Source organism: Longimycelium tulufanense, assembly GCF_014645795.1.
GTDB classification, from domain to species: Bacteria; Actinomycetota; Actinomycetes; order Mycobacteriales; family Pseudonocardiaceae; genus Longimycelium; species Longimycelium tulufanense.
Genome location: NZ_BMMK01000014.1, coordinates 28282 through 54760, shown reverse-complemented (window position 1 = coordinate 54760; position 26479 = coordinate 28282). Strand labels below are relative to the sequence as shown.

23 protein-coding genes are annotated in these 26479 nt (G+C 71.8%); 11 read left to right on the top strand and 12 right to left on the bottom strand.

The window, feature by feature from the left end; all coding sequences use genetic code 11:
• Nucleotides 1–26: 26 nt before the first annotated feature.
• The 3 genes from IEY55_RS15805 to IEY55_RS15795 form a co-directional block, all read right to left on the bottom strand.
• Nucleotides 27–1400 (bottom strand): PucR family transcriptional regulator, encoded by a 1374-nt coding sequence (locus tag IEY55_RS15805; protein ID WP_189058515.1) that lies wholly within the window; start codon nt 1398–1400, stop codon nt 27–29.
• A gap of 196 nt (nt 1401–1596) precedes the next feature.
• A complete protein-coding gene (locus IEY55_RS15800; RefSeq protein WP_189058513.1) occupies nt 1597–2355 on the bottom strand; it encodes an SDR family oxidoreductase in 759 nt (252 codons plus the stop codon).
• Nucleotides 2356–2473: 118 nt separating this feature from the next.
• Nucleotides 2474–3607 (bottom strand): arginase family protein, encoded by a 1134-nt coding sequence (locus tag IEY55_RS15795; protein WP_229686431.1) that lies wholly within the window; start codon nt 3605–3607, stop codon nt 2474–2476.
• A gap of 279 nt (nt 3608–3886) precedes the next feature.
• Here IEY55_RS15795 and IEY55_RS15790 point away from each other — a divergent pair, with 279 nt between their 5' ends.
• From IEY55_RS15790 to IEY55_RS15770, 5 genes are all read left to right on the top strand, one after another.
• Entirely contained in the window at nt 3887–4192 is a 306-nt protein-coding gene (locus tag IEY55_RS15790) for a hypothetical protein (RefSeq protein WP_189058511.1), read from the top strand.
• Between the two features lie 731 nt (nt 4193–4923).
• Entirely contained in the window at nt 4924–5655 is a 732-nt protein-coding gene (locus IEY55_RS15785; RefSeq protein ID WP_189058509.1) for a PIG-L deacetylase family protein, read from the top strand.
• A 30-nt stretch (nt 5656–5685) separates the two neighbouring features.
• Nucleotides 5686–6603: a hypothetical protein gene (locus IEY55_RS15780; protein ID WP_189058507.1), complete on the top strand. Its 918-nt coding sequence runs from the start codon at nt 5686–5688 to the stop codon at nt 6601–6603.
• A gap of 164 nt (nt 6604–6767) precedes the next feature.
• Complete coding sequence (locus IEY55_RS15775; RefSeq protein WP_189058505.1) at nt 6768–7562, top strand: hypothetical protein; 795 nt, start codon at nt 6768–6770, stop codon at nt 7560–7562.
• A 410-nt stretch (nt 7563–7972) separates the two neighbouring features.
• Nucleotides 7973–9619, top strand: coding sequence for a serine/threonine-protein kinase (locus IEY55_RS15770; protein WP_189058503.1), 1647 nt, complete (start codon nt 7973–7975; stop codon nt 9617–9619).
• Nucleotides 9620–9674: 55 nt separating this feature from the next.
• On the opposite strand, the gene IEY55_RS15765 is transcribed toward IEY55_RS15770, so the two are convergent.
• Nucleotides 9675–10577 carry a LysR family transcriptional regulator gene (locus IEY55_RS15765; RefSeq protein ID WP_189058501.1) on the bottom strand — a complete coding sequence of 301 codons (903 nt, stop codon included), beginning with the start codon at nt 10575–10577 and terminating at the stop codon, nt 9675–9677.
• A gap of 112 nt (nt 10578–10689) precedes the next feature.
• On the opposite strand from IEY55_RS15765, the gene IEY55_RS15760 reads away from it, so the two are divergent.
• On the top strand, nt 10690–11628 hold the full coding sequence (locus IEY55_RS15760) for a DMT family transporter (RefSeq protein WP_189058499.1): 939 nt from the start codon (nt 10690–10692) through the stop codon (nt 11626–11628).
• Between the two features lie 75 nt (nt 11629–11703).
• On the opposite strand, the gene IEY55_RS15755 is transcribed toward IEY55_RS15760, so the two are convergent.
• The 3 genes from IEY55_RS15755 to IEY55_RS15745 form a co-directional block, all read right to left on the bottom strand.
• Nucleotides 11704–12984, bottom strand: coding sequence for an HAD family hydrolase (locus IEY55_RS15755; protein ID WP_189058497.1), 1281 nt, complete (start codon nt 12982–12984; stop codon nt 11704–11706).
• Nucleotides 12985–13390: 406 nt separating this feature from the next.
• Nucleotides 13391–14095: a response regulator gene (locus IEY55_RS15750; protein WP_189058495.1), complete on the bottom strand. Its 705-nt coding sequence runs from the start codon at nt 14093–14095 to the stop codon at nt 13391–13393.
• The gene (locus IEY55_RS15745) at nt 14092–15501 is read right to left on the bottom strand and encodes an ATP-binding protein (protein ID WP_189058687.1); all 1410 of its coding nucleotides are present in this window, start codon (nt 15499–15501) and stop codon (nt 14092–14094) included. The genes IEY55_RS15750 and IEY55_RS15745 overlap by 4 nt, the downstream gene beginning before the upstream one ends.
• Before the next feature lie 188 nt (nt 15502–15689).
• Between IEY55_RS15745 and IEY55_RS15740 the strand changes: the two genes are divergently transcribed.
• A complete protein-coding gene (locus tag IEY55_RS15740; RefSeq protein WP_189058493.1) occupies nt 15690–16976 on the top strand; it encodes a PspC domain-containing protein in 1287 nt (428 codons plus the stop codon).
• Nucleotides 16969–17526, top strand: a complete 558-nt coding sequence (locus IEY55_RS32800; RefSeq protein ID WP_308424763.1) for a hypothetical protein — start codon at nt 16969–16971, stop codon at nt 17524–17526. Before IEY55_RS15740 ends, IEY55_RS32800 begins: the two co-directional genes overlap by 8 nt.
• Before the next feature lie 134 nt (nt 17527–17660).
• Here the strand turns inward: IEY55_RS32800 and guaA are convergent, their stop codons facing one another.
• Together guaA and IEY55_RS15725 are read right to left on the bottom strand one after the other, a co-directional pair.
• Entirely contained in the window at nt 17661–19238 is a 1578-nt protein-coding gene (gene guaA, locus IEY55_RS15730; RefSeq protein ID WP_373290018.1) for a glutamine-hydrolyzing GMP synthase, read from the bottom strand.
• A 26-nt stretch (nt 19239–19264) separates the two neighbouring features.
• The gene (locus IEY55_RS15725) at nt 19265–19414 is read right to left on the bottom strand and encodes a hypothetical protein (RefSeq protein ID WP_189058489.1); all 150 of its coding nucleotides are present in this window, start codon (nt 19412–19414) and stop codon (nt 19265–19267) included.
• 87 nt (nt 19415–19501) lie between these two features.
• Between IEY55_RS15725 and IEY55_RS15720 the strand changes: the two genes are divergently transcribed.
• Together IEY55_RS15720 and IEY55_RS15715 are read left to right on the top strand one after the other, a co-directional pair.
• Nucleotides 19502–19660 (top strand): hypothetical protein, encoded by a 159-nt coding sequence (locus tag IEY55_RS15720; protein ID WP_189058487.1) that lies wholly within the window; start codon nt 19502–19504, stop codon nt 19658–19660.
• Nucleotides 19661–19726: 66 nt separating this feature from the next.
• Nucleotides 19727–21202 carry an aldehyde dehydrogenase family protein gene (locus IEY55_RS15715; protein ID WP_189058485.1) on the top strand — a complete coding sequence of 492 codons (1476 nt, stop codon included), beginning with the start codon at nt 19727–19729 and terminating at the stop codon, nt 21200–21202.
• 6 nt (nt 21203–21208) lie between these two features.
• Here the strand turns inward: IEY55_RS15715 and IEY55_RS15710 are convergent, their stop codons facing one another.
• Nucleotides 21209–22744: an FAD-dependent monooxygenase gene (locus IEY55_RS15710; RefSeq protein WP_189058483.1), complete on the bottom strand. Its 1536-nt coding sequence runs from the start codon at nt 22742–22744 to the stop codon at nt 21209–21211.
• 219 nt (nt 22745–22963) lie between these two features.
• Here IEY55_RS15710 and IEY55_RS15705 point away from each other — a divergent pair, with 219 nt between their 5' ends.
• The gene (locus IEY55_RS15705) at nt 22964–23206 is read left to right on the top strand and encodes a hypothetical protein (RefSeq protein WP_189058481.1); all 243 of its coding nucleotides are present in this window, start codon (nt 22964–22966) and stop codon (nt 23204–23206) included.
• Here IEY55_RS15705 and IEY55_RS15700 read toward each other — a convergent pair.
• On the bottom strand, nt 23203–24951 hold the full coding sequence (locus tag IEY55_RS15700) for a GMC family oxidoreductase (RefSeq protein WP_189058479.1): 1749 nt from the start codon (nt 24949–24951) through the stop codon (nt 23203–23205). The two genes, IEY55_RS15705 and IEY55_RS15700, sit on opposite strands and share 4 nt — an antisense overlap.
• 313 nt (nt 24952–25264) lie before the next feature.
• Nucleotides 25265–26395, bottom strand: a complete 1131-nt coding sequence (locus tag IEY55_RS15695) for a GuaB3 family IMP dehydrogenase-related protein (RefSeq protein ID WP_189058477.1) — start codon at nt 26393–26395, stop codon at nt 25265–25267.
• Nucleotides 26396–26479 lie beyond the last annotated feature (84 nt).

Genomic DNA, 26479 nt, shown 5'->3' with positions numbered 1-26479 from the left:
CATCCAAGCGCTGTCCAGGCGCGCAGTTACCGCGTGGCAGTCGGGGGCAACAGGTCGAGCAGCCGGCAGGCCAGTTCGACCTGCAGCAGCCGGTCCGGCTGCTGCCAGTCCGGCCCGAGCAGGCCGGTGATCCGCTCCAGCCGCTGCACCACCGTGTTGACGTGCACGTTCAGCACGTCCTTGGCCCGTCCGGGGCTGCGACCGCTGGCGAAGTACGCGCGCAGCGTGCGCACCAGCTCGGTGCCGCGGCTGGCGTCGTAGTCCAGGACCGCGCCCAGCGTGGCGCGGACGAAGGTGGCCGGGTCGGCGCGGTCGGCCAGCAGCAGCCCCACGAAGCCGAGCTCGTGGGCCGAGGCCGCCTCCCCCACCCGGCCCAGCGCCACCAGCCCGCGCAGGCACCGCTCGGCCTCCCCGTGCGCCGCCGGGATCCCGGACGGCCCGCGCACCGGCCCCGCCGCCCCCGCGGTGACCCGGCGCTGCAGCGTGGTGGCCAACGCCTTGGCGGAGCGGCGCGCCAGCGTTCCCGCGTCCCGTCCGGGCAGGAGCAGCACCGCGCGGCCGTGGTGCTGTACTCCCAGCCCACCCAGCAGCCGCGCGTGGTGCGCGGCGGCCTGTCCCAGCCGCTGCCGCGGCACGTCGGTCTCCAGCACCACCACGCAATGCGCGTTGTCGAGGATGACCCCGAGCCGCCGGGCCCGGTCCTGCACCGCGAGCAGGTCGCGTTCCGGGTCGGCGAGCAGGTCGGTCAACAGCTCGCCCCGGACCCGCTCCTCGGCAACGGCCGTCGTGCGCCGCAGGAGCAACAGCAGCGCGGTGGCCACTGCGGCGCGCTCCAGGATGTGCAGGTCCGTCCCTGCCAGCTCGGCCCGGCCGGCGAGCAGCAGGTCGCCGAGCACCTCGTCCCCGGCGGTCGCCGGGGCCCGCCAGGCGCGGCCGAGCCGCTCCGTGCGCGCGGCCGGGTCCGTGGCGACCGCCGGGAGCTCGTCCAGCCCGACCAGGTCGCCGACCACGGCCAGCGGCACGCCGTCGGAGTCGCGCACCAGCAGTGCCCCGCCGAGCACGTCGACGACCGCCTGGGCCAGCTCGGTCAACCCCGCGCCGTCGAGCACGAGACCGGCGAACCGGTCGTGCGCGGCGGCGGCCCGTTCGACCGCGGCGAGCCTGGCCCGCAAGATCACGTTCAGACCGGTGAGCCCGTGCAGCCAGGACTGCACGCGCTCCGCGTCGCGCACCGCCGCGGCCAGCCCACCCAGCTCGCCAGCCGGCAGCTCGCCGGCCCGCGGGTCCTGCAGGGGCGCGGACAGCTCGCGGTGATCGGTACCGGGCGCGTGATCAGGCGAGCAGATCTCGCAGAGCGCGGCGATCACCCTGCGGTAGAGCTCGCCAGTGATCTCGGTCACTGCTGCATTCTGTCGAGCGGAACGGGCGTGGTCAGCCCCTCGAGGTCACGAGACGGCCGCACCCGCATTACGGACGACCGACGGCGCCACACGATCACTCGGATGCCGCCGGCGACAGTGTTCGGCTCGGCACCCGAGGGCACACACCCGCCCCGGCCGCGGTACCGCCGTTCGCGCCGCTAGCCGCCCGGGGGCGTCAGTTCGCCGTCCAGCCGCCGTCCATCGTGAAGGAGGCACCGGTGATCGTGTGGGCGTGCGGCCCGCACAGCCACGCCACGAGGTCGGCCACCTCCTCCGGCTCGACCAGCCGTTTCACCGGGCAGCGGGCCAGCAGCACGTCGTCGAGAACCTGTTCGCGCGGGATGCGATGCGCCTCCGCGTAGTGCGCGATCTGCTGCTCCACCTGCGAAGTACGCACGAAGCCGGGGCAGATGCAGTTCGACGTGACCCCGTGCAGCGCCGCCTCGACCGCCACCGCCTTCGACAACCCCTCCAGACCGTGTTTCGCCGCGATGTAGCCAACCTTGTAGGCGCTGGCGCGCAGCCCGTGCACCGAGGAGATGTTCACGATCCGGCCCCAGCCGCGCTGGTACATGCCGGGAAGCGCGGACCGGATGATCCGGAACGGTGACTCCAGCATCACCCGGACCAGCTCGGCGAAGATCTCCGGCGGGAAGCTGTGCACCGGGGCGCTGTACTGCGACCCGGCGTTGTTCACGACGATGTCCGCGCCCACGCCCAGCGGGGTGGCCGCATCCGGGTCGGACAGGTCGACGTGCACCGCCGCCCCGCCGATCTCGCCGGCCACCCGATCGGCCCGCAGCAGGTCTCGGTCGGCCACGATCACATCGGCCCCCGCGGCGGCCAGCCGGCGGGCGATGGCGGCGCCGATTCCGGTCGCCCCACCGGTGACGAGCGCCCGCCGGCCGGCAAGGGTTGCGGAATGCGGTTCCATGACTACCGAAAGTAGGCGTGACCCAGGTCTCAGCCCATGGTTTCCGTCGCTACACCACGCGATCGGCGGCTGGTGTTAGGCACCAGGGAGCAGCTCGAACGCGACGATTCGGACAGCTTCACCAGCCGAGCCCGGGCCAGTACGAGGCCACCGCCTTGCGCACGAGGGCAAGATCGGCATCGGTCCGCTCCGGCCGCGACGCCGAGTCGTCCGGGACATAGGCCAGCGGGTCCTCGGCGGCCGGCTCGGCCACGCCGACCAAGCCCTCGGCCAGGGCGTGCAGGCAGAACGCGGAGTAACCGCGCAGGTAGCCGCCCTCCTGGGTGAGCACGACGCGGCCGCCGGTCAGCTCCTCGGCCAGGTCGGCCACCCGGCGGCCGATCTCCCGGTAGCCGTCGGCGGTGACGTTGTGCCGGCCGTTCGGGTCGAAGGCCGAGCCGTCGAACCCGGAGGCGCACACCAGCAGGTCGGGGCCGAACTCCCGGAGCACCGGGGCGGCGATCTCGTCCAACGCGCGCAGGTAGGCGGCGTCGCCGGCACCCAGTGACAGCTCGATGTTGACGTTGCGGCCCGTTGCGTCGCCGCTGCCCAGCTCCTCCGGTGCGCCGGTCTGCTGGTGATTGGGACCCCACGCCCCGTGCCGCATGTGGATCGAGATGGCCAGCACGTCGGGGTCGGCGTAGAAGAGCTCCTGCGTGCCGTTGCCGTGGTGGACGTCCCAGTCCAGGACGGCCACCCGCAGCCCGGCGGCCCGAGCGCGCGCCGCGGCCAGCCCAGGGTTGTTGACCAGGCAGTACCCGTCCGCCGCAGCGGACTGGGCGTGGTGGCCGGGCGGGCGGACCAGCGCGTAGGCCATCGGTGCGGTCCCATCGAGCGCGGCCTCGGTCGCGGCCAGGGTGGTACCGGCGGCCGCCAGCACGGCGGGCCACGAGCCCGGCCCGACGACGGTGTTCTGTTCCACCGCCACCTGGCCGGGGCCGGCGCACGCCCGCTCCACGGCGGAGAGGTAGTCCGGGTCGTGCACCGCGGCCAGCTCGTCCGGGCTGGCCATCCGGCCGTCGTGCCAACGCACGGCACCGGCGACCGGACCACGTCGCAGGACCGCACGGAAGGTGCGCAGCCGGGCCGCGTTCTCCGGATGCGGCTCCGGCTCGTCCAGCCAGGGCCACTGGCCGGGCAGCTCCCACAGGCCCGTCCCGGGGTCGTGGGCGAGGCAGGCGTCGTGCCAGAACACGTGCAGAACGCGGGTCACGACGCCCCAGGATATGTGCGACCAGGCGCTGGTTTCATCGTGTTTTGTCGCCGGTAGATCGGCCGTAGCGAGCCTCGGCCGTCGGGGTGTTGTGGCGCGGTCGGCGCGGGCCTGCGACGGGCGCCGATCCAGGCTCGTGATCGGTTGTGGATCGGACCGCTGGCGCGTGGCTCAGCGGTCCACACGGTCCAGGACGCGTCCGGGGGTGGTGCCGAAAATCAGGGATGTTTCCGGGTTGACCCGGCCCTGCCCGGCCGCCGGCACGGGCAGACTGGAGCCATGCTGGACTTCCTGGCGACGGTGATCGCGGTGCTCGCGCTCCTGGCTGCGCTCGCACATGACGGCTACCTGGCGATGCTCGGCTCGGCGGCGAAGCGCCGGGCCGGCGGCGAACCCGTGGCGCAGTACGTGCGCAGCCGGGTTCCGGTGGCGGCGGTGACAACCGGCGCCGCACTTCTCGCACTGGCCCTGAGCACCGGTGGCGCGTTCGCCGACGTGCTCGCGATCATCGCCGGAGCCGGCGGCGGGGTCGGTGCGATGAAGGCGTTGGAGGGCACCCGGAGCCGGTACCGCACCGGCGGCTGATGCGCTGCTCGCGGTCGTGTGCGGCATGACGGCCGCTGTTTACCGGTCTGCTCACCGGTGGGGGGCACGGCGGTGGTGTGATCTCGCCGAGCCAGCCGATCACGTCGCCGCGATCAACCCGCGTAACCGTGCACGCGCGGCGTGGGTATTCGTCAACATGCCCCAACCGACGCTGCCCAGCGTCTGGCGATGCGACCCGGACCGTGGCAGCCAGCGGCGGCCGAGGAGCGTCAGGGGAGCCCCTACGGACCGACCCCGTTCAGGCTCGGTCCTTCAGGCCGAGCAGTTGACCGGGTCTGGTTTCGGTGGGGCGCGGGCCGGTGAACCACCCCTGCTTGCGCGGGCGATGACGTGCCGAAGGTTGGATACCGCCGCCGTGACCTCGATGGCCAGGGTTCGATGTCGCGATGACACGGAGCGGCCAGGCTGACCGCGCTCTCCGTGGCGGTTCCCCTGTCTCGAACCGGCGACCGCTGCGCCGAGGGAACGGGAGGCGTCCGGGTTCGCCGTCGCGGGACGCAAGCCGAGTGCGAGGCACACCCAAGGGGATTCCGGCGCCACTCACGGTCGCGGTGGGGTCAGCCAACCCGTTGGCATTTGCCAGCCGGCAAGGGAAAATCGGTGCAGCGGGCGATAACACGTCGTCCATTGGCGTGATGCTCCTGCCCGGTCGGGGGAACGTTGCCCGATCACCCCCGTCACACCTACCTCACGCCTACCCTATGGCCGCGATGACCGAGCCATCGGAGGTTCCCGCCGCACAACGCGCACTGGTCGTCACCGCACATCCCGACGACGTGGACTTCGGCGCGTCCGGCACCGTCGCGACCTGGACGTCGACCGGGCTGCGCGTCGCCTACTGCGTCTGTACGTCCGGCGAGGCCACCGGGGATCCGGACCTGCCCCGCGACGCCGTCGCCCAGCAACGTGAGCGGGAACAGATCGCCGCGGCCGCGGAGCTGGGCGTCTCCGACACCGTGTTCCTGCGCCACCCGGACGGTCGGCTGGTGCCCTCGCTGGAGCTGCGGCGGGACATCACCCGGATCATCCGCCAGCTGCGACCGCACCGGGTCCTCACCTGGTCCCCGGAGATCAACTGGGAGCAGCTGGTCACCTCGCACCCGGACCACCGTGCGGCCGGTGAGGCCACGCTGGCCGCGGTCTACCCGGACGCGCGCAACCCGCACTCCCACCCCGAGCTCCTCCGGGACGAGGGGCTCGTGCCGTGGACGGTCGAGGAGCTGTGGGTGGCCGACGGACCGATGGAGCGACGCAACGAAGTGGTCGACGTGACCGAGGTCTTCCCGATCACGCTCGCGGCGTTGTGGGCGCACCGGTCGCAGACCGAACACATCGACGACCTGGCGGAACGCAGACGCGCCTGGCTGTCCGGCACGGCCCGACGTTTCGGGCTGCCCGACGGCCGGCTCGCGGAGGCGTTCCAGGTGGTGCAGACCGGGTAGCGGGCGCACCCGGTGCCGAGAAAGGGCGACATGAACCGCGGACAGGAGTGGACCGGACCGCGCCGGACCGGGCCCGGGCGAGCCCGGTACCGCCAGACGTACCTGGACCGGAAGCCGGCTCGGGTCGGTCCCGCGGAGGACCGGCCCGGCGAGGGTGAGTCGGCCGGGCTTCGCAGTTTCGACCTGGGCACGGTGCCGGCCTCGGTGACACCGCCGCGGAGTTGGCGGCGTGCCGCGTGGTTCAGCGTGAGCGCGTCGTGTGCGGTGTTGGCGGCGTTGACCGCGATCGGGTCGACGGTGGTGCCGACGCGTTCGCACCAGCGGTTGGAGGGGATGCCCGGTTATCCGAGTGCGTTCCCGTTCCCGTCGCATCCCGACTTCGCACCAGTCCCGGCCGACCGCCACCGCCGGCTGCCACCACCGGCGCGCACGCCCGCCCCGGCACCGGGGATGCCCTTGCCGGCCAGCAGCGCGGACACGGAGACAGACACCAGCGAGCAGGGCATCACCCCGGAATTCAGCGGTCCCGACACCTATTCCCCGATCGAGTCGGCTCCCGGACTGACCGAATCCGGCTCGAGCCGACCCGGCTCGCCGCACCACTCCACGCTCTCGAGCCCCCCGCCCTCGGGGCCGACCAACACCACGAACCCGTCGACCAGTTCGATCATCCCGGAGCTGGACCGGGCGACCACCAACTTCTACGGTTCGGTGGCGCACGGCGTCGAGGACGTCTACGGCCTGCTCGGCGACAAGATCAGCGGGGGCAACCCAACCCGGCGACCGGAACCGGCCAACCTGGCCACCTCCAACCGGCGGGAAACGGACCGGGGATCCTGGTTCGTCGAGCCCGATCACGTGGCGGCGAGCCGCGAGCGCGCGGCGGTCGCGTCGGGTTGGGCGCTGATCAACGGCTATCGCTCGGTCACGCTCCGCGTCCATCGGTAGCATGCTGACAGCGGAGCGTGATCGTTGCGCCGCGCGTGTGACCGTGGCCGGCCGCTTGCCGCCTCAAACTGGTGAACCACCGCCGCGGAGTGGCGTCGCTGTGGGTTGTCACGGTACGAGTTCAGCCGACGACAGCACGTACGGAGGCATGCGGAGGCCGCCCCGTGGACCCTTCGACGACCGGTCGGCGACACCCCCGGTCGGGCTCGGTCAGCGTCGCCGAGCTGATCCGCAACCATCCCCACCTGCGCACCCGCGAGGCCATCGAGAGCGAGCGGTTCGTCGAGGAGCTGCTGGGCCCGGACCGGCCGTCGGCGCCGGAGGGGCCGGGCAAGGCGGTGCAGTTACTGCGGTTCGTGCTGGTGAGTGTGGGTGTGCTGGTGGTGTGCGGTGCGGTGGGGGCGGCCTCGGTGATCGTCAGCGCCCGGCCGCACATCCCCACGGCCGCCGCCGCGCCCACGCCGACCGAGATCACCGGGCCCACGGTGCTGCGACCGGATCTGCTGCACGGCACCCTCACCACCCCGGCCCACCCCGCGGTGGCCCGCACCCTCCGGGCCGCCCCACCCACCACGCCGCCCGCCGGGTTCGAGCCGTTCATCCGCGGGGCCGAGACCCGCCCGATCACCACCGACCCGTCCGCCAGTGGGCTGGGCTCGGGGGTGGAGGTGGTGCGCGAGTTCTACCGACTGCTCAGCAGCGAGCCCGCCGCCGCGTTCGCGCTACTGGACCAGCAGATGGTCGGCAACGACCCGCTCGGCTTCGTGTCCTCGTGGCGCACGGTGCGTGCGGTCCGGCTGGCCCGGGTGGAGCCGGGACGCGACGGTTCGGTGCGGGTCTCGGTGAGCATGCAGCGACCGGAGGGTGACTGGCTGCACACCGAGCAACTTCTCACCGTGAGTCGTACCAGTCCACCCCGGATCGTCGGTGCACAACTACTTTCGGCGCAGCATGGTTGACGCAGCGCGCACGTGATCTACACCGTTGGTCGCAACCGCCTGCGCCACAAGGACTCCCACTGCGTGGGCCGAAACCATTAGTGTACGCGGAGTGCGTCAGGCCACGGTGGCGCGCGCTAACGTCCGGCACGCCATTGCGGACTAAATCCAACAGGAACCACCCTCCCGGCCGCTCCCGAGCAGCGGGTGGTGGTACGAGGGCGGAGAGCAGCGCCGTATCGTAGATGCGGAGGTGCTGACCGTCACCGGTGATCGGAAAGTGCGTCGTGGGTCGCTCACCAGCGGCCCCGGGCCCCACCCGGTCGCCGCAGCGCAGCCCAGTCCGATTCCACGGGCGTCCTGGCTGGCCTTCCCTCCCATGGTGGGGCTGGGGCTAGCCTGGTCGCTGTGACCATCACGGGGAGCCGCCGGTGAGCGACGGAGGTCGCCTGGTCGCCGGACGCTATCGACTGCTCGAGCGCATCGGCAGCGGTGCCATGGGCATCGTGTGGCAGGCGCACGACGAGCGCCTGCATCGCACGGTCGCGGTGAAGCAGTTGTTGTTGCAGCCCGGCCTGAGCCGGGACGAGTCCGAGGAGGCCAGGCAGCGCGCGATGCGCGAGGCCCGGATCGCGGCGCGCCTGCAGCACCCGAACGCGATCGGGGTGTTCGACGTCGTCGAGGAGGACGGCGCGCCCTGCCTCGTGATGGAGTACCTGCCCTCGCGCAGCCTGGCGGCGGTGATGGCCGAGCAGGGCCAGCTGTCGCCGCAGGAGGCCGCGCGTATCGGCGCGCACATCGCCAACGCACTCACCGCCGCGCACGCCGCCGGCATCATTCACCGCGACATCAAACCGGGCAACATCCTCCTCGGTGAGGACGGTGCGGTGAAGATCACGGACTTCGGGATCTCCCGCGCGACCGGCGACGTCACCGTGACCAAGACCGGCATGCTCGCGGGCACCCCCGCCTACCTCGCTCCGGAGGTGGCACGCGGCCGGGACATCGGTCCGCCCTCCGACGTCTTCTCGCTCGGCTCGACGATCTACGCGACGATCGAGGGTGAGCCGCCGTTCGGGCTGAACGAGAACACGCTCGCGTTGCTGCACGCGGTGGCCGCGGGCAAGGTCAACCCGCCCAAGCAGGCGGGGCCGCTGACCGCGTTGCTCATGCGGTTACTGCGCGCCGAGCCGGAGGACCGGCCGACGATGGCGCAGGCGCGGGACGCGTTGCAGGCGGTTGCGGACGGCAAGCCGGTGCCGGCGGGTGCGTTGGAGCCGACGACCGTCGTGCCGCCGTGGCGCCCGACCGCGGCCACCCAGGCGGTGCCCACCACCGCCATGCCGGGTCCGGTCGCGCCGCCGGGACGCCCGCCGCACACGCCGACCGCGGGGATGCCGGTGCCGCCGGTGCAGTCCCAGACGCGGATGGACCCGCGCGCGACCAACCGGCCGAACCCGACTCGGGTGGCCGAAGTGCCGCCCGTGCGGCCGACGGCGGGGCGTCCCGCTGCCGCACCCCGCCGTGACCCGCACCCGTCGTTGCCGAGCCGCCCGGCGGCTGCCCCGAAGCGCTCGCCCAAGCGACCGGTGCCGCGCCGGTCCGGCTGGTTGTACCTGGCCGCGTTGGTGGTCGCCGCCGTGGTCGGGGTGCTGATCGCCTCCTCGATGCTCGACAACCCGAGCGGCGGTGCCGGTGGTTCGAGTTCCACCAACAACGGCGCCGAGGTCAGCAACGCCGACCAGGCCAGGGAGAAGAGCATCAAGCCGGGCCCGGCGAACAGCCCGGAGGAAGCGGTCAGCGAGTTCTACCAAGCCATGCCCGATGTAGACCTCGCCTGGACCAAGCTCGACCTCAACGGCAGGTTGGCGATGGAACAGACCAGGGGCTGGTGGACCAACTCGAAGAAGGTCGAGATACTCAAGGGCCCGTCGAGGACGTCGAATGGTCAGGTCACCGTCCTCATCCGGATCCACCGCACGGACGGTGGGACGGAGGACAAGCGGATGTACCACAAGTACGCCAACGAGGACGGTGGGTGGCTGATCAACAACTTCAAGTGGGAGGGCACCACCTGACCGCCGATCTGATCCCAAGAGCGGGCTCCCTGGTGGGGGCCCGCTTTTTGTTGTGTCAGGCGGCTTCTGCGACGTCGTCGAGTGCGTCGAGGAGTACCTGGAGCGCCGGGCTGGCACCGTTTTCCCTGACCGCAACGTAGATGTGCCGGATCGGCTCGGGGTTGCGCAGGGGCCGGACCACGACACCGGGGTGCGGGGCGGTGAGGCCGAGCTGCGGGATCAACGCCATGCCGAGGCCGGCGGCGACAAAGCCCTGCGCGGTGGTGAAGTCGTCGGACTCGCCGACCTGGTGCGGTGCGAAACCTGCCGCGGCGCAGGCGTCGAGCACGATGTGACGGCATGCCCTGGGGCTGTTGGCCAGCGCGTCGACCCATTGCTCTCCGGCCAGGTTTCCGAGATCGATCGGGCTGGCTTCGCCGGCCAGGTGGTGACCGCGCGGCAGCACCACCCGGTACGGGTCGGCGAGCAGGTGGTGGAACCTGATACCGGGCAGGGTGGCGGGGGTGTCGGCGACGACGGTCACCGCGATGTCCGCATTGCCCGCCACCACTTCGTCGACGGGATCGTCCGGGTCGCGCAGGATCAGCTCGAGCTGGATGTCGGGTCGCTCCCGGCGGAACCGGGCGATGGCCGGGGGCACCAGCGACGTGCCGGCGGTGGCGAAGAACGCGATGCGCAGCCGCCCGGTGCGTCCCTCCCGCAGGTCGGTCAGCTCGGCCTCGGCGGTGGCGAGCTGAGCTGTCAGCACGGCCGCGTGCTCGGCGAGCAGCAGGCCGGCGGCGGTGGGGCGCACCCCGCGGCCGGCCTTCTCCAGCAACGGCGTCCGGGTTTCCTTCTCCAGGACGGCCAGCTGTTGGCTGATGGCGGAGGGGGTGTAGCCGAGGTTGGTCGCGGCGGCGGTCACGGATCCGCTCGTCACGACCGCGCGGAGGATCTGCAGGCGGCGCACGTCCAGCACGCACCCCACTCTACAGATTTACTCAATGGTCCATGCACAATTATTCACTTGATCTGACGCGTTTCCGGACGCAGGCTGTCGGCGCAACGCACCGCTCAGCCGGGAGGACGACGTGACCAGGCCGGGAAGCTTGCTCCGCTTCGCCACCTTGGCCCTACTCTGGGGCTCCAGCTTCCTGTGGATCAAGCTCGCGCTCGCGGCGTTCTCGCCGGTGCAGATCACGCTCGGGCGGGTGGCGTTGGGCGCGCTGGTGCTCGTGGCGATGTGCGCCAGGAAGGGCCAGCGACCGGGGTGGGGCCGGGACGTGTGGCTGCACCTGGCCGTCGTCGCGCTCGTTGCCAACACCGTGCCGTTCGTGCTGTTCGGCTACGGCGAGCAGACGGTCGACTCCGGGCTCGCCGGGGTTCTGAACGCCACGACTCCACTGTGGACACTGCTGTTCGCCTTGCTGGCGAAGCAGGAACGGCGGATGACCTTGATGCGGCTGGCCGGCCTGCTGCTCGGTTTCGCCGGTATCATGGTGATCTTCGCGCCGTGGCACGCCGAAGGTCTGCTGAGCTGGGGAGCGCTGGCCTGTCTCGCCGCCTCCGCGAGTTACGGCGTCGGGTTCGTCTACCTGTCGCGGCACCTGTCCGGCCGCGGGCTACCGCCCACGGCGACGGCTGCCGGCCAGATGATCGGCGCGACGGTGTTGACGACGATGGCGGTGCCCGTGGCCGGGTTGCAGCCGGTTCACCTGGACTGGCTGGCGATCGCCTCGGTCGTGGTCCTCGGAACCCTGGGCACCGGTTTCGCCTTCGCCCTCAACCACCAGCTCATCGCCGACGAGGGCCCGACCAACGCGGCGACGGTGACCTACGTGATGCCGATCGTCTCGGTCCTGCTGGGCACCGTGGTCCTCGGCGAGGTGCTGAGCCAGCGCGTGCTGGCCGGGATGGCCGTCGTGCTCGTCGGAGTCGCGCTCACCCGCCGCACGCCCCGAAACCAGCCCGTGCCGGTGCCTCCCGAGCCGGCACGGGCTACCCAACCCGCCGCCTGCGCCGGCGACTGACCGCGCCGGCCGGGGACCCGTACGGCAGACCCGGGGGTCCCCGGCGGGCTCGTGCAAATCGCCGAGGGCTACGGCTCAGCCGTGCACCGTGTCCAGCTGGTCCGGGATCACGCTGCCGTCGGCGCGCAGCACGGGTCCGTGCGTGCCGTCCGGGTGGACATTGGCCGTCGTCGAACAGGGGTAGCTGTTGGGGTTACCCGGCAGTGGTTCGACGAACATCGGGTTGGTCACCCAGCGGCCGTCGGCGTTGTCGTAGGCGCGGCACATCAGCTCGGGCTTGTTGCGGTTGATCGCCAGGTGCGCGCCGGTGGCGTCGCTTACGAACGTCACATCGGTATCGGCGTCGCCCGCACCGAGAGCGATGCGACGCGCGGGATCCTGCTGCTCCCAGGCAGCCGCACCCTTGATCTTGAAGATCTCCTGGTTGATCCAGCAGCGCTTGCCGTCCCGATACGGCAGCACCTCGCCCTGCCCGTCCGGCACGTCGCCGCAGCCGCGGATGCCCGTGGTCAGCTTCCCGTGCCGGATCGCGCTGCGGATGCCGATGGTGTGCTCGCGGTCGATACCCACACCTCCGGACCACGCCTCGGCGATCACCTCGGAGGAGGCGGAGACGATGTAGACGTCGAAACCGGCCGCCTTCAGCGTGCGGATCAGGTCCTTCTGCTGTTCGTAGTAGCGGACGTATCCGGCGATGGTGTGCGTGCCGATGGTCTGCGTCGAGCCCACCGGCGCCCCGAGGGCCTCGGCGCGTGCCTTCTTGGCGAAGGACCTCAGGGCCCCGGGGGTGTGTCCGGCGAACAACTGGGGGATCCAGGCGTAGGCCGGGACCGTGCGCCGGTGGTTCCAGTCACCGGCAAAGGCTTCCTCGCCCGCCACGGTCCGCGACTTCCCGCGGATCTCCATGATCTCGTCGGCGCAGGCAGTGTTGCGCGAGGTGGGCAGCGGCTTACCGGCCGGGACGGACGTGCCGCACGCCGTGGTCAGGGCACGGTCGGCGGCCGGGGTCAGCCACTTGCTGGTGTCCTTCCAGCTCCTGGGCTGCAGGATCTTGTCGTGCCGGAGTGCCCAGGCGAGGGTGGCGTCGGTGATGTCGTTCTTGACGACGGTGTTGTCCCAGTCGAATGCGGCGACGGGACGCGGGCCGGGCTTACCCGAGCAGGTGCCGCGCTCGTCGATCATCTTCTGGAGCTTGGCCCGGTTGTCGCCGTGCCAGTCGAGGTTCGTGCTCAGCTGGGGGCAGTTGGCCCGCTGCGTGGCGTCCACCGGGGCGGGTGTCACGGCGTTGGCGGGTGCCGCGGCGGCGAGCGCCGCGGCGACCGCGAGGCCCATGACGAAGGCGGGTTTCTTACGCATACGTCCTCAAGGGAATCGGTCTTTTGGGACACGCACGGGGGCCGGGTCCGGTGGCAGCCGAATCCGATCCCCTGTCGATGGGGACCCTACCGTCGGATTACCGAATTTGGCCTGGTCGAAGGCGCTCTCGGAACGGAGTTGGCTTTTGCCCTGCGGAATCCCGATAGTCGGCCACGACGTGGTGGGCACGGACCTTCAGCGGCCTGCAGCGGCGGCTGACCACGCCCGGCGGCCCTGGTGCCGCCCAGCCTTGACACACCACCCGCCCTCCCTGGGGGGCGAGCCCCTGGCCAGCCTACCGATCTTGGCGGCCGGACCAAAACCGGTTTCCCCAGGCTGGCGCGGTTATCCACAGGTCGGTGAAGTCCGCTTGCGGCACAAATGAAAGTCCGATAAAGCCGGCAGATCACACCAGGCGGCGGTCGGAGGCCCAGCGGGAGAGTTCGTAGCGGTTCGAGAGCTGGGTCTTGCGCAGCACGCTCGAAACGTGGGTCTCCACCGTCTTCACCGAAATGAACAGCTCGGAGGCAATCTCCTTGTACGCGTAGCCCCGCGCGAGAAGCCGGAGTACGTCGCGCTCGCGCGGGGTGAGCAGGTCCAACTCCGGGTCGCGGATGGGCGCCGCTCCCGGCCTGTCGGCAAAGGCATCCAGTACGAATCCCGCCAGCCGTGGGGAGAACACCGCGTCGCCCTCGCGCACCCGCCGGATCGAGTCGGCCAGTTCCCGACCGGAGATCGTCTTGGTGACGTAACCCCGGGCACCGGCCCGGATCACGGCGATGACGTCCTCGGCCGCGTCCGACACCGACAGCGCCAGGAACACGACGTCCGGCTGGTTCGGCCGAACTCGGCGCAACACCTCGGCACCGCCCCCGTCCGGCATGTGCACGTCGAGCAGCACGACGTCCGGCCGGTAGTGCGCGATCCCGGCGACCGCCTCGGCCACCGAGCCGGCCTCCCCCACGACCTGCACCTCGTTTGCGGCATCCTGCAGCTCGGCCTTCACCCCGGTACGGAACAACGCGTGGTCGTCGACCAGGAAGACACGCACCGGCCCCTGCTCGGTGCCAGCCCCCGACGCCGTCGTGCCATCCTCGCCCTGCGCGCTCACCCTCGTGCCTCCTTGCCGTTCCGCCGGCCGCCGTGCCGCGGCATCGTCAGCTGCACCTCGGTCCCGTCCCCCGGCGCGGTGCGCAACCGGACCGTACCGCCGTGCCGTTCCATCCTTCCCCGGATCGAGTCGGCCAGCCCGTGCCGGTCCGCGGGCACGTCCTCGGGGTCGAAGCCCTTGCCCCGGTCCCGCACGAAGACCGTGACGATGTCCGGCTCGACCTCGGCGTACACGCTGACCTCGCCAACGCCGGCGTGCTTGGCCGCGTTCACCACGGCCTCCCGCATCGCGTGCACCGCCGCGACCGTGCGCTCGTCCAGCTCGCAGTCCCCCACAACGACCTGCTGCACATTGACCGCAAACGCGTCCTCGACTTCACCGCACGCGGCGGCAACAGCCTCGCCGAGCGTGTGACCCGACACCCCCGGCGCGGTCGACACCGAGGCCCCGTCCTCGGCGCCTTCGGTCGCCCCGCGCCGGCCGTAGCCGGACGGCCCGTACAACCAGCTTCGGAGCTGACGCTCCTGCCCGCGCGCCAGCCGGCGCACCTCGCGCGGCGCCTCGGCCTGGCGCTGGATCAACGCCAACGTCTGGAGCACCGAGTCGTGCAGGTGCGCCGCGATCTCGGCGCGCTCCTCGGTGCGGATCCTGACCCGCCGCTCCTCGTTGAGGTCCCGCACCAGGCGCAACCACCAGGGAACGGTCAGGACGGCGACCCCGGCCAGCGTGGCCAGCACGGCCAGCAGCGCGGCCTGGACCGTGGCGAGGTCGACCTGCTCGAACAGGAACACGGCAATCCCCGTGACGACGAGGGAGGCGCCCCCGACCACCCGGATGACCGCGGCCGTGCCCCCGCCGCCGAGCAGCACCCCGAGGGCGCCGGAGCGGGCGCTGCCCAGCCAGCGGCGGCGTTGCGCCTCGTCGGCCTCCCGCCACACCAGGACGGCGCCGACCAAGGCGATCCCCAGCGGCCCGGTGACCCAGCCGGTGGTCGGGTTGCCGAGGATGCCGGCCAGCACCGCCAGCCCGACCGCCAGCGCGAGCAGGCCGACGGCCTGTTGTCGCTCCCGCGTCGACGCCGTGCGTTCGGCGCTGACCGGTTCCTGCGGAACGAACGCCCACAGCAGCCCGTAGCCGACCACGCCGGCGCCGCTGAGCCCGGCCAGCACGGCGAACACGACCCGCACCCACAGCACGGGCACGCCGAGGTGGTCGGCGACCCCGCCGGCCACGCCCGCGACGACCCGCCCGCTCCGGCGGCGCCGCAGCGGTGGACGCTCCCCCACCGCCTGCTCGGGTGGTTGGGCCCGCCCAGCCCGCCGGGCCCGGTCCCCCGGGTCCGCCGCCCGCTGGCCGCCGCGCGGGACCGCGGCCGGATCCTCGGGCCGCTCCGCCGCGTCCGTCACGGCTGCCTCCTGCACATCGCCTCCCCTGCCACCGGGCCCTGCCTGCTCCCGGCCATGGTCACACGCGCCCGCGCGCGGGACATCGGGGAACGACCCGGACCCGGTGGCGCGCCACTTCCGGGCCGGCTCAGGGGCGTCCCCGATGCGACCGCCCGACCGGTGGACGAGGCTTGTCCATCGTGAGCGGGATGCAGGCAAAACAGGGCGGTGGCCTGGACGACACGCTACGTGACTTCTGGGCCACCCGGCCGCGACGACCGAAGGCCGGCCGGAAGGTCGCGGGCGTCGCGACCGGCATCGGCCAGCGGTACGGCATCGACCCGGTGTTGGTGCGGATCGCGTTCGTGGTGGCGACCATCGCCGGCGGGGTCGGGGTGTTGCTCTACCTCGTGGGCTGGCTGTTGCTGCCGGAGGAGGGCGACGAGGTGTCGGCGCTGGAGGGGCTGGCCAAGCGGGGCCGCTCGTCGGTGTCCGCCGTCACGACGATCCTGCTGCTGATCGCGCTGCTGCCGGCGAGTGGAGCGGTGTTCGGGCCCGGGGGTCCCAGCGGGTGGCTCGTGATCGCGCTGGCCGCCGCCGGCCTGTATCTGCTGCACCAGAACCGCGGGGCGGAGAACCGGGAGCGGTACCTGGCGACCGCTGCCTCGGCGCCGCCCGCCGAGGCAGCCCCACCGGCCACCGGGCCCACGCCGCCCGCGTACCCGACCGGCGAGTTTCGCGGGGCCTACCAGGCAGGTGCACCTGCCGGGGCCCGCTCCCCGGCGCACGAGCCGGAGGCGCCCCCCACCTGGGACCCCCTGGGCGTGGCGCCCTTCGCATGGGACTTGCCGGAACCCGCGCCGGTCGGGCCGACGGAGCCGCCCCGGCGCCAGTCCCGGGTCACCCTCGTGACGCTCGGCCTCGCGCTGGTGGCGGGTGGCATCGCCATCGCGGTGGCCTCCCAGGTTCCCGCGATGACGGTGTCGCACGTGATCGGTGTCGTGCTCGGCGTGCTCGGCCTGGGCATGGTGTTCGGGTCGTTCCTACAGGGCGGCCGGGGGTTGATCCCGCTGGCGATTCCGGTGGGTGCCGCCGCGGTCATCACCAGCGTGCTGCCGCTCGGCGCGTGGCCGGGGGCGTGGCACGGCATCGGGGACGAACGCTTCACGCCGCGCACTGTCGCGGAGGCCAAGGCGGGCGACTACCGGCTCTCGGTCGGCGACCTGCGCGTGGACCTGTCGGAGCTGCCGCTCGGCGCGGGTGAGGAGCTGCGCAAGGAGATCAACGTGGGACTCGGCAACGTCCGGGTGTTGGTACCGGCCAATGCGGAGGTGGCGGCCACCTGCTCGGCCAAGATCGGCGACATCACCTGCCTGGACCAGCGGAACTCGGGGTTGCGGAAGAGCACGCGGACGCACCAGGAGGGTTCCGGCGGCGGCAAGGTCGTGCTGGACGTGCGGGCCGGAACCGGAAACGTGGAGGTGGGCCGTGGTTGACCCGGGCCGGGAGCGAAAGACCGAAGACCTGCTCGCAGGGTCGAGCGGTGACACCGACAACCTGCGCGCCGAGTCGGGGGAGGGTGCCGAGGACTCGCGAGCAACAGCAAGCCACGGCACGGAAAGCCCTGTCACCGAGTCTGGCCGCGTAGCGGACTCACCCACAGGATCTGCGACCTCGCGCGCGGAGTCGATCAACAGCTCGCTGAGCACCCCCTCTGGGCCAACCCTCAACCCACCGGGCGCGACGTTCGGCACCAGCTCGTCCTACCCGTACGTGCCGCCGAGCTTCGGTTCCGAGGCTTTCCCGAGCGTGCCGAGCGATACAGGGAATGTGGCGAACTCGGGCGACAGCACGACACCGGCCAGGCGCGGGCCGGACCCGCTCACCCTGGTCGCCGGGCTCCTGGCCCTGTTGGTGTCGGCCTACGCCCTCACCAACGGTGCGTTCTGGCTGCCGGACGTGGATCTGCGCTGGATCGTGGCGGGCGGTGCGGTGGGCATCGGGATCCTGATGCTGGCCGTGTCCCTGCGCCCGCGGCGGAAATAAGAAACAAGGGGGTATGGCGGTGGGCCGGGACGTTGTCCCGGCCCACCGTTGTTCGCGGCGCCGGTCAGGTCGCTCGCGGCCGCGGACCTCGTCGAGCCTGCGCGTGGCTGATCAGCGGCCCGAGCCCCGCAGGGTCACTCCCACTCGATGGTGCCCGGCGGCTTGCTCGTGACGTCGAGGACCACCCGGTTGACCTCGGGCACCTCGTTGGTGATGCGGGTGGAGATCCGCTCCAGGACGTCGTAGGGCAGCCGCGACCAGTCGGCGGTCATGGCGTCCTCGCTGGAGACCGGGCGCAGCACCACCGGATGGCCGTAGGTCCGGTAGTCGCCCTGGACGCCGACCGAGCGGACGTCCGCGAGCAGCACCACCGGGCACTGCCAGATGTCGCGGTCCAGCCCGGCGGCGGTCAGCTCCTCGCGGGCGATCGCGTCCGCCGCGCGCAGCACCTCCAGCCGCTCGGCGGTCACCTCGCCGACGATGCGGATGCCCAGCCCGGGGCCGGGGAAGGGCTGCCGGTGCACGATCGTCTCCGGCAGGCCCAGCTCCAGGCCGACCCGGCGCACCTCGTCCTTGAACAGCAGCCGCAGTGGCTCGACCAGCTTGAACCGCAGGTCGTCGGGCAGGCCACCGACGTTGTGGTGGCTCTTGATGTTGGCCGCGCCGGTGCCGCCGCCGGACTCCACCACGTCCGGGTAGAGCGTGCCCTGCACCAGGAAGTCGATGTGCTCGCCGTGCTCGCCGGCCTCCGCCTGCAGGTCCCGCTGGGCCTGCTCGAAGACGCGGATGAACTCCCGGCCGATGATCTTGCGCTTCTCCTCGGGGTCGCCGACCCCGGCCAACGCGTCCAGGAAGCGCTGTCGGGCGTCCACCGTCACCAGGCGCACCCCGGTGGCGGCGACGAAGTCGCGCTCCACCTGGGCGCGCTCGCCCGCGCGCAGCAGGCCGTGGTCGACGAACACGCAGGTCAGACGGTCGCCGATGGCGCGGTGCACGAGCGCGGCCGCCACCGCGGAGTCCACGCCGCCGGACAGCCCGCACAGGGCCCGACCGTCGCCGACCTGCTCGCGGATCATCTGGACGGACTCCTCGACGATCGAGGCCGTCGTCCACTGCGGCCGGATGTGCGCGATCTCGTGCAGGAAGCGGCGCAGCACCTCCTGCCCGTGCGGGGAGTGCGCGACCTCGGGGTGGTACTGCACCCCGGCCAGCCGCCGCTCGACGTCCTCGAAGGCCGCGACCGGCGCGCCGGCGCTGCTCGCGGTGACCGTGAAGCCCGCGGGGGCCCTGGTGACGCAGTCGCCGTGGCTCATCCACACCGGGTGGTTGCCGGGCAGGGCGTGGTGGAGCTGGCCCCCGCCGTCGGCGACGGCCAGCTCGGTGCGGCCGAACTCGCGGGTGCCGGTGTGCTCGACGGTGCCACCCATGGCCTGGGCCATCGCCTGGAAGCCGTAGCAGATGCCGAACACCGGCACGCTGGCGTCGAACAGCTCGGGGTCGACCCAGGGCGCGCCCTCGGCGTAGACGCTCGACGGGCCGCCGGAGAGCACCACCGCGGCCGGGTCACGAGCCACGATCTCCTCGACCGGGGTCGTGTGCGGCACAACCTCGGAGTACACCTGGGCCTCCCGCACGCGACGGGCGATGAGCTGGGCGTACTGGGCCCCGAAGTCGACGACGAGAACCGGGCGCTGGCCGCTGCTGGCGCTCAAGGGGCGAACCTCCGCATGGGTGAGAACTAGTCCCATTCTCCCAGGTAGGTCCGCTGTTTGCGGCAGCCACCCCCGGCGCCCTGGCGGCCTGCCGTGATGCGTCCGGCCAATGGCTCCACCTGATCGTCCGTATCCGGCCCGCGGGCGAACGTGACGATGACCATGCGTGACGTCATCACTACGGCGGTATGACAGTTGGGCTTTTCTTCGCTGTGATGCACGTCTATCGTGTGACAGTCGACACCCCGGATGGAGGTGTGGAGTTGACGACATCTCTGTTGAGTTCTGCATTGGCGGCGGTAATGGCCGTGGCCACGCTGGCGGTGCTCGTCGTGATCACGCTCGCCTACGGTGCCTTCCTCGCCGTGGCCGCGGGCGCGGCCGGGCTCTTCGGTTACGCCTGGCAGCGAGTACGCCGCTGACCTGGTCTTTTCTCTTCCGGCGGCACTGGGGGCCGCCGGCAAGCTCGACGGGCATACGGTGGGCACATGAGCGGTCCCAGCGCTGAGCCGAACGCCGTAGAAGCCAAGCCGCGCCCCTGCTGGATCGCGGGTCGCCCGGAGCAGGGTGCGCGTGAGCTGGTCGTACGTCATCCCTTCGACGGGACGGAGGTGGCCGCGGTCGCCGTGCCCGGGCCGGACCAGGTCGAGCGGGCGGTGGCGGCGGCCGCAGCAGTGGCCGGTGAGTTCCGGCGCTCCCCCGCGTACCTGCGGGCGGCCGCGCTGGAGCACGTGTCGCGGCGCCTGGACGAGCTGTCCGAGGAGGTCGCCGAGACGATCACCGCGGAGAACGGCAAGCCGCTGCGGTGGGCGACGGTCGAGGTGCGGCGGGCGGTGTCGACGTTCCGGTTCGCGGCCGAGGAGGCCCGCCGGTTCAGCGGTGACCTCCAGCGGCTGGACACGGACCCGACCGCGGAGGGCCGGATGGCCGTGGTGCGGCGCGTGTCGCGCGGGCCGGTGCTGGGGATCTCGCCGTTCAACTTCCCGCTGAACCTGGTGGCGCACAAGGTGGCGCCGGCAATCGCGGTGGGCGCCCCGATCCTGGTCAAGCCGGCGCCGCGAACCCCGCTGTCGGCGTTGTTGCTGGGTGAGCTGCTGGCCGAGACCGACCTGCCGGACGGGACGTTCTCGGTGCTGCCGGTGGGCAACGAGGAGACGATGGCGCTGGTCGAGGACGAGCGGTTGCCGGTCGTGTCGTTCACCGGCTCGGTGCCGGTGGGGTGGTCGATCGCCGACGCGGTGCCCCGCAAGCACGTCGTGCTGGAGCTGGGTGGCAACGGCGCGGCGGTGGTGTGCGCGGACTGGAGCAGCGACGCCGACCTCAACTTCGCGGCCGAGCGCATCGCGACGTTCTCCAACTACCAGGCGGGCCAGTCGTGCATCGCGGTGCAGCGCGTGATCGTCGACCGTGCGGTGGCCGACGAGTTCGTGCCGCGGCTGGTGGAGGCCGTGCGGGGGCTGCGGAGCGGGGATCCGCACGACCCGGACGTGGTGGTCGGGCCGATGGTGGACGAGGACGCGGCGAAGCGGGTCGAGACGTGGATCGGGGAGGCCACCGAGCGCGGCGCCAAGGTGCTGGTCGGTGGTGGGCGGTCCGGGGCGACCCTGGAGCCGACCGTGCTGACCGACGTGCCGGCCGATGTGAAGGTGTGGTCCGAGGAGGTCTTCGGCCCGGTCCTCTCGGTGTCTACAGTGGACGGTTTCGACGAGGCGGTGGCGCAGGTCAACGACTCGGCCTTCGGGTTGCAGACCGGGGTGTTCACGCACGACCTGCGGGTGGCGTTCCGGGCGTCGAGTGAGCTGGAGGTGGGCGGCGTGATCGTCGGCGACGTGCCGTCCTACCGGGCCGACCAGATGCCCTACGGCGGGGTGAAGGGCTCCGGCGTGGGTCGTGAGGGCGTGCGCTCGGCCATGTCGGACCTGACCGAGGAACGCGTCATGGTCCTCACCGGCCTGACGCTCTGACCGAGGTCACCAGCCGTTGGCGCGTTTCAGCGCGTCGGTGAGGGCTGAGGTTGGGCCGATCGCGGCAAGGTGGCCGTCGGGGCGTACCAGGCCACATGTCCCCGCGCACAGCCCCAGTTCCGCCGCAAGACCGTCAGCAGGCAACCGCACAACCCGGACCGGCGGGTGGTCCGGGACCGGCAACTCGGGTTCGTCGTCGCGGACCAGGACGGTGAAGTGCGGGCCGAAGGTCTGCCGGAGCCGCCATCCTCCGGGCAGTGTCGCGTCCGGGCACAGCACGCCGGGCAACGGTGGCCGGGTGGCGCCGGGTTCCCGAGGGAAGGCCGCGCACTGGTCGGCAGGTGCTGGTGTGGTGAGTGGTGAGTCCAGGTACCAGAACGGCTCGGCGAGCTTGCCGGAGTCGATCTCCGGCCGCACCGCCGGATCCTCGACGGAGCGCGTGAGCACATCGTGCCGGTGCGTGCGGTCGGAGTCGGTCTGTGGCACCAGAAACCGCATCGTCTGCCCGGTGACCCGCAGGTTCTCGTCGGCCGCGGCACCACGCTCGGCGTCGTAGGAAGCAAGCAGGGCAGGGCCGGCCCACCCGGCGCGGTCGTAGGCGATCTTCCAGGCCGCGTTCTCGGCGTCCTGGATGCCGGAGTTGAGCCCGCGCGCGCCGAACGGGCTCATGACGTGTGCCGCGTCCCCGGCCAGCAGTACCCTGCCGACCCGGAACGACGGGACACGGCGCTGGTGGAACCGGTACACCGACACCCACACCAGGTCGTAGTCGCGGTCGCCGACGATCGCCCGCACCCGGCGGTCCAGGGTGCCGTCGGCCTGCGCCCGGTCCAGGTCGAAGTCGGCCGGCACCTGCCAGTCGATCCGCCACACCCCGCCCGGCTGCGGGTGCACCAGCACCTGCCGGCCCGGGTTCCACACCGGATCGAAGAAGAACCGGCGTTCCGCGGCGAACCCCAGGTCGGCCCTGATGTCGGCGATGAGGAACTGGTCCGGGTAGGACTCGCCGGTGAACGGCAGGCCCAGCAGGTGCCGAACCGTCGAGTGCGGACCATCCGCCGCAACACAATGGCTACCGCGAAACTCCCGCTCACCGTCCACTGTGGATACTCGAACGGTGACACCCGTGTCGTCCTGCTCGGTTCCGACAACACGGTGCCCGTAACGCACGTCGACAACGTCCTCGGCCGCCGCCTGCTCGTCGAGCAACAGCTCCACGTCCGTCTGCGGGATGTTCGTGAACGGTGGGAACGCGCTGTGGCTGCTCTCCGGGAACGAGATGGTGAGGACCTCGTGCTCCCGGAAGAACGTGCGACCGCGGTACCAGGTGACGCCGTGGTCGACGATCCGGCGCCCGAGCCCGACCCGTTCCAGCACGTCGAGCACGTCCCGCTGGACACAGATCGAGCGGCTTCCGATGGCCAGCCGCCGCGGCTCGGCCTCCAGCACCAGGTTCGGCACTCCGGCGCGGGCCAGCAGCAGGCCCGTGGTCAGCCCGACCGGCCCGCCCCCCACGACGAGCACCGGGACGTCGTCGTCCATGCCCCGAATCCTGCCGGAGGAGCGGTCGGCCCACTATGCGACGAATGGGCGTCCCGGTTCCGACGCTTCCCCGCGGGGAGAGGTCCACGTTCGACCGAGCAGGTACACCGGTGGACCCGGGGCAGCGCGGCGCCCCACCCGATCGGGGCGGAATTGTCGATCTTGGTGCCCGCGTTGCCGACACTGGGCGGGAAGGCCCGACCAAGGAGAACGGCACGCATGTTCGGACCCGACCTGCCCGAACCCCACGAGCCGATCGACATCGACGTCTACTGGCACCGCTGGCCGACCGCCATCGAGCAGACCGAGCTGGTCAACGGCACCATCGTCTTCACCGGACTGTTCGACGAGCGCGACGTGGCGATCGCCGCCCGCGCCTATCCCGGCCGGCGCGTCCACCTGGGAGAGGACGGCCGGATCGAGGTCCATCCCGCCCGGCCGGAGGACCTCCTCGCCGGCTAGCGCGCCACCGGTGGCTGGTGGCGCTCGGTGCGCCCGGTGGCCAGCGGCAGGCGCAGCGCGGCCGGTGCGGCCGGCGGTACCGCCGGCCGCACCGGCGGCACCGGGCCCACCCGCCGGTATCCCGCTCCCTGGGCGGGCCGCGGGTCCTTCTCCCCCGCGTTGGGCCACATCGCGAACGCCCGCTCGGCCTGTGCCGTGATGGTGAGCGACGGGTTCACGCCGAGGTTGGCCGTGATCGCCGAACCGTCCACAATGGACAGTGTTGGGTAGTTGTGGACGCGGTGGTAGGGATCGATCACCCCGTGCTCGGCATCCTCGCCGATCACGCACCCACCGATGAAGTGTGCGGTGAGCGGGATGTTGAACAGCTCACCCCAGGTGCTGCCCGCGATGCCGTCGATGTGCTCGGCCACGAGCTGGTTGGCCTGGTAGCCGGCCGGGATGAAGGCGGGGTTCGGCTCGCCGTGCCCCTGCCTGGAGCTGAGCTTGCGGCGGCCGAGCAGGCCACGTTTGGTGTAGGTGGTGATGGAGTTGTCGAGGCTCTGCATCACCAGCAGGATCACGACGCGCTCGCTCCACCGGCGCACCGAGAGCATCCGGAGCTTGCCGGGGTGGCGCAGGATCTCCTTGAGGAACTGGATCACGCGCGGTGTGCTCGCCGCACCGTCAGTGGCCAGGGTCTGGATCAGCCCCATGGCGTTGCTGCCCTTGCCGTAGCGCACGGGCTCGATGTGCGTGTTCTCGTCCGGGTGGAACGACGAGGTGATCGCCACGCCCCGGGAGAAGTCCCGCTCGGGGTCAACCTTCAACCGGCCGGAGCCGACGAGTGCCTCGGAGTTGGTGCGGGTCAGCTCACCGAGCCGCGGGGACAGGTCGGGCAGGAAGCCCTGGTCCCGCATCCGGTGCAGCAGGTTCTGCGTGCCCCAGGTACCGGCGGCGAGCACCACCTGACCCGCGGTGATGGCCCGCCGCCCCGTGCGCAACCTGGCACCGGTCCGCGCGGTGTGCACCTCCCACAAGCCGTCCGGGCGAGGCTTCAGCGCCGTCACGGTGGTCAGCGGCAGCACCTCGGCGCCGTTCTGTTCGGCCAGGTAGAGGTAGTTCTTGACCAGGGTGTTCTTGGCACCGACCCGGCAGCCGGTCATGCACGCACCGCACTCGGTGCAGCCGGTGCGGCGGGGGCCCGCGCCACCGAAGTACGGGTCGTCGACCTCCTTGCCCGGCTCGCCGAAGTACACCCCGACCGGGGTCGGATGGTAGGTGCCGGACACCCCCATGTCGTCCGCGACCTTCCGCATCACCACGTCGGACGGGGTGGTCGTGGGGTTGGTGACGACGCCCAACATGCGGCTGGCCTGGTCGTAGTACGGGGAGAGCTCGGACTCCCAGTCGGTGATGTGCGCCCACTGCCGGTCGGCGAAGAACGGCTTGAGCGGGCGGTACAGCGTGTTCGCGTACACCAGCGAACCGCCGCCGACGCCGGAGCCGGCCAGGATCATGACGTTGCGCAGCATGTGGATGCGCTGGATGCCGTAGCACCCGAGCCGGGGTGCCCAGAGGTATCGCCGCAGGTTCCACGAGGTCTTGGCGAATTCGTCGTCGGCGAAGCGACGCCCGGCCTCGACCACGGCGACGCGGTAGCCCTTCTCGGTCAGCCGCAGCGCCGCGACGCTGCCGCCGAAGCCCGACCCGACGACCACGACGTCGTAGTCGGGACACCCGTTGCTACTTGTGAGTAGCGCCATAGCGCGAGGTTAGACAGAACTGGCGGGTTCCGCTAGACCCTGTTACCCTGAGTAACCCCTTTGCCGTGACTCCCGTCGCCCCGACCTCGGCCACGCTACGGAGAGGCATGGCACGCCCACGAGGCGGGTTCGCCTCGAGCCCGTACGGTTCACGCACAGCGCGCCCGGGCCAGGAGCGGACAGACAGCCTCCACTGCTTCGTCGAACTGACATACATGTAAGGGCGCCTTCCCCGGCAGTGTGGGAAAGGCGCTTTCGGTTGTCTCGTCCGGTCACCGTGTCGGCCGACTCAGCGTCGACAAACACGCGTGGCTCAGCGGCGGACCGTCAGGCCGACCTTCTGGAACTCCTTCACATCGGAGTACCCGGTCTTGGCCATCGCCCGCCGCAGCGCGCCGAACAGGTTCACCGCACCACTCGGGTCCGAGGACGGCCCGAACAACAACGTCTCCAGGTCGTGGCCCGCACCGGAGAAGCCGATCACCTCGCTGCGCGGCAGGTTCGGGTGCGCCGCCGCGGTCGTCCAGTACAGCCCCCGGCCCGGTGCCTCGGCCGCGTCCGCCAACGCCTCACCCAGCATCACGGCGTCCGCGCCACAGGCGATCGCCTTGGCGATGTCGCCGGAGTGGGTCAGCCCACCGTCGGCGATCACGTGCACGTACCGGCCACCGGTCTCGTCCAGGTAGTCACGACGCGCGGCGGCGGCGTCCGCGATCGCGGTCGCCATCGGCACCCCGATCCCCAGCACCTGGTCGGTGGTGGTCGCCCGGGACTCGCCGTAGCCCACGATCACCCCGGCCGCGCCGGTCCGCATCAGGTGCATCGCGGTGCGGTAGTCGCCCACCCCACCGGCGATCACCGGCACGTCCAGGTCACCGATGAACCGCTTGAGGTTGAGCGGCTCGCCGTTGCGCGCCACGTGCTCGGCCGAGATGATCGTGCCCTGCACGACCAGCAGCTCGATGCCAGCGGCCAGCAGGTCGGGCGTCAGCTCCTCGGCGTGCTGCGGGCTCACCCGCACCGCCACCGTGACCCCGGATTCCCGGATCTGCTTGATCGCCTGGCTGATCAGGTCCAGCCGCAGCGGCGCGGCGTGCAGCTCCTGCAGCACCCGCACCGGGGCGTCCGGGTCCTCGTCCTCCTCGGCCGCCCGCACCACGCGGAACAACGCGTCCTCGACGTCGGCGTGCCGCGCCCACAGGCCCTCGGCGTTGAGCACGCCCAGCCCGCCCAGCTCCCCGATCCGGATCGCCGTGGCCGGCGAGACCACCGCATCCGTCGGATGGGTGATCAGCGGGATCCCGAACCGGTACGCGTCGATCTGCCAGCCCAGGGAGACGTCCTTCGACGACCGGGTGCGCCGGGACGGCACGATCTCCACGTCGTCCAGGTCGTAGGCCAGCATCGCGGTACGGCCCATCCCGATCTCGACCTGATCGCGCACTGCTCCCCTTTCCCCACCGCCGGCGGCGGCATGCATGGCCGGGCCCGGGCCGGGGCGTCGGGCCCGGGCGGGTGAACTCGCCGG

Excerpts from the sequence above, each read along its gene's own strand:
- IEY55_RS15725 (WP_189058489.1), bottom strand. The coding sequence starts at position 19,414 with ATGACGTCACGCATGGTCATCGTCACGTTCGCCCGCGGGCCGGATACG.
- IEY55_RS15700 (WP_189058479.1), bottom strand. The coding sequence starts at position 24,951 with ATGGCGCTACTCACAAGTAGCAACGGGTGTCCCGACTACGACGTCGTG.
- IEY55_RS15710 (WP_189058483.1), bottom strand. The coding sequence starts at position 22,744 with ATGGACGACGACGTCCCGGTGCTCGTCGTGGGGGGCGGGCCGGTCGGG.
- IEY55_RS15705 (WP_189058481.1), top strand. The coding sequence starts at position 22,964 with ATGTTCGGACCCGACCTGCCCGAACCCCACGAGCCGATCGACATCGAC.
- IEY55_RS15715 (WP_189058485.1), top strand. The coding sequence starts at position 19,727 with ATGAGCGGTCCCAGCGCTGAGCCGAACGCCGTAGAAGCCAAGCCGCGC.
- IEY55_RS15740 (WP_189058493.1), top strand. The coding sequence starts at position 15,690 with ATGCAGGCAAAACAGGGCGGTGGCCTGGACGACACGCTACGTGACTTC.
- IEY55_RS15755 (WP_189058497.1), bottom strand. The coding sequence starts at position 12,984 with ATGCGTAAGAAACCCGCCTTCGTCATGGGCCTCGCGGTCGCCGCGGCG.
- IEY55_RS15785 (WP_189058509.1), top strand. The coding sequence starts at position 4,924 with ATGACCGAGCCATCGGAGGTTCCCGCCGCACAACGCGCACTGGTCGTC.
- IEY55_RS15800 (WP_189058513.1), bottom strand. The coding sequence starts at position 2,355 with ATGGAACCGCATTCCGCAACCCTTGCCGGCCGGCGGGCGCTCGTCACC.
- IEY55_RS15790 (WP_189058511.1), top strand. The coding sequence starts at position 3,887 with ATGCTGGACTTCCTGGCGACGGTGATCGCGGTGCTCGCGCTCCTGGCT.
- IEY55_RS15780 (WP_189058507.1), top strand. The coding sequence starts at position 5,686 with ATGAACCGCGGACAGGAGTGGACCGGACCGCGCCGGACCGGGCCCGGG.